Origin of the sequence: Candidatus Pantoea deserta (assembly GCF_003813865.1) — a bacterium.
GTDB lineage: Bacteria > Pseudomonadota > Gammaproteobacteria > Enterobacterales > Enterobacteriaceae > Pantoea > Pantoea deserta.
The window spans coordinates 1-2,351 of the sequence record NZ_RMVG01000048.1 but is presented as its reverse complement, the minus strand read 5'-3'; the positions used below and the strand labels follow the sequence as shown (position 1 = coordinate 2,351).

The window sequence follows — 2,351 nt, the reverse complement described above, 5'->3', positions numbered from 1 at the left end:
TTTTGACTTTCAGTGAAAGGAAACCGGAGAAGCAGCAGCAGCGCAGGGATTAACAGCAGCAGGAAGCAGAGAGAGGAGACCATGAGACAGCGTCCCGGAGAGAGAAAGCGCAGGCGAAGGGAGAGAGACGGTGCGTCAGCACCGTCTTTTCCCGGCCCGCAGGGCCGCCCGCTTTTCAGCCGAGGCCGAAGCAGCTGCAGGACTGTCGCCAGCCCCGCGCTTACTGTGTTTAGCACTCGTCCAGCTCAGCCTGATAATGCATTTCCGCAGAACTGACCAGCGACGCAAATGTTACGTTTTCGTCCGTTATGCCCTCCTGTTCACACAGGTGCATCAGGTTAGCTATCAGATCCTGCACAGCCGTGTAAGCTTCGTCCCCACTTCCGTCTAAACCGGTACGCCGGGCAAATATCCACAGCGCTTCGGCCGCAACCGTTGCCCGGTCCGTATTGCCCCAGATAAGCGCCGGTCGCTCAGTTCCCGCAGCCGTTGCGGCAATTTCCTGGATAGCGTCCATGCGTACCGGTTCGCGTTTATCACTTATTTCCGGGTTTACTGTCTGGTTATCCAGTGTTAAGGTTTGCGCTGTAGACACATTGATCTCCTGTTCTGTGGTCAGTGTTTCTCTGATGCCCCGGCTTCGTCGCAGATACCAGGGGCGGAATCTGGCAGGGTTCACACCCTGCCTTTTTTCTGTCTGTTATTCAGGCTTGTACGCCATGAGACGCACCACGCGTACCCCCGTACCTGCAAACATGCCCTCCACAGGTTCAGACCAGCTGCAGTCCCAGCCCGGCAGCACGCCTTTTTTATCCGTTCCCGCTGGCAGTATGGCCCCCAGGCGGCCGCCCTCTTTTACCAGCGCAGCGGCTGCATTCAGATGCGCCACGGCGCGGCCTTCGCTGTAGGGTGGATTCATCACCACGACGTCAAAGCGCTGGCGGGTTTCCTGCGCCCACTTCAGAAAGTCGCCTTCAATCACGGAGTGCCCTTTGGCCTCAAGTACGCGGCAGTGCAGCGGCGAGATTTCCACGCAGGTGGTTTGCGTCTGCGGCATCAAATCGGCAAGTCCGCCCATACCCGCGCTCGGCTCCAGGCAGGTTTCGCCCTCCTGAATGTTCACTTCGTCAAGCAGCTGCGTGGCAAGCGCCTGGGTTGTCGGGTAAAACTGGTGCGTTTTCTGATCCGGCAGCGCGCCGCTCAGCTGAATATCCTGAATTGCCGTGGTCGGGTCGTAATCGAATTCAAACCAGGTAAACGCGTTTCTGGCCATCTTTACGCCGCCAATGCTGATCAGCACGTTTTCAGCCTCCGCGCGCACGCCCTTGTCGAAGTTCATCAGGTTCTTGAATCGGCGGTTATTCGGGTTCGTGGTAACCGGCTGGCGCGGCTCTTCCCAGCGGTTACGCTGCTGCGGCTCTGTGCGCTCGATCTCCAGCTCGCTGAGTTCGCTCAGCACGCTGAACGGCAGCAGGTTCGACGCCAGGCTAAAGGTTTTCGACTTTGTGCGCGGCTTCTGCCGGTGCTCCGCCGGGATCGCCGCCGGATACAGAAACGCCAGAATGTCATTGAGACGCCAGGCCATGTCAGGATGAATCTCAAGATGCGCCGTGCCTTTCAAAAACGCTTTCACGCGCAGCGCGCCCCCGTCGAGGGTCAGCCATTCTCCGGCACGCTTGCGGGCGATCTGCAGGATTTTGTCTGTGGTGCGGTAGCTGGTGGCATCGCGGCCCATGAATTTCGCGATCACCTGGCGCAGGTCATCAATGTAGCCGGTGCGGTCGTAATTATTGCCGCCCCACTCGTCATAGACGCGCGCCATGATCATGCGCTTGCCAAAGCCTTCCGGGCGGTTGGTGACGTGCTCCCCGGACAGGTTGCGGAAAATGCCGTCTATGCGCTCGGCAAAAAACTTCTCGCGTGAGAACATCAGCTCAGACAGCGTGGCGCGTACGGTTTTCTCCTCAAAGTCCGGCGCGTTCATCTCGCGGATCTGCTCGTTCCACTCGTTGCGCCGGTCGTTGGGCATGTACTGGTAAACGTCCGTCAGGTCTAACGCCTTCTGCCAGAATGCTGCATTCAGGGACGCGACCGCGCCCGGTACGCTGAACATCTCGCCCACGGAATGCCCGTGATAGCCCCGGCGGCTGCTCAGATTGCCGCTGATAAAGTGCGCCACTGCAGGCGCGTTTTCACTGCTGGTCACCATGCTGGCGATGGCTTCAATTTTCGCCCGGGTGTGCTGATAACGTCCCAGCAGGGAATCAATCAGATCCGCCTCTACCGGCGCATAGAAGTTATCGCCCAGCAGTTCCCCCGCTCCGCTATGATCGCCCTGGCCGTTAAAAAGA

Annotated in this window: 2 protein-coding genes; both read right to left on the bottom strand. The window is 58.9% G+C overall.

The annotated features are described in order from the left end of the window. Positions 1 to 229 precede the first annotated feature (229 nt). Positions 230 to 595: a hypothetical protein gene (locus BBB56_RS23225; protein ID WP_123803249.1), complete on the bottom strand. Its 366-nt coding sequence runs from the start codon at positions 593 to 595 to the stop codon at positions 230 to 232. 105 nt (positions 596 to 700) lie between these two features. Beyond that, a partial coding sequence (locus tag BBB56_RS23220) for a DUF4942 domain-containing protein (protein ID WP_369409926.1) occupies positions 701 to 2,351 on the bottom strand: 1,651 nt, incomplete at its 5' end.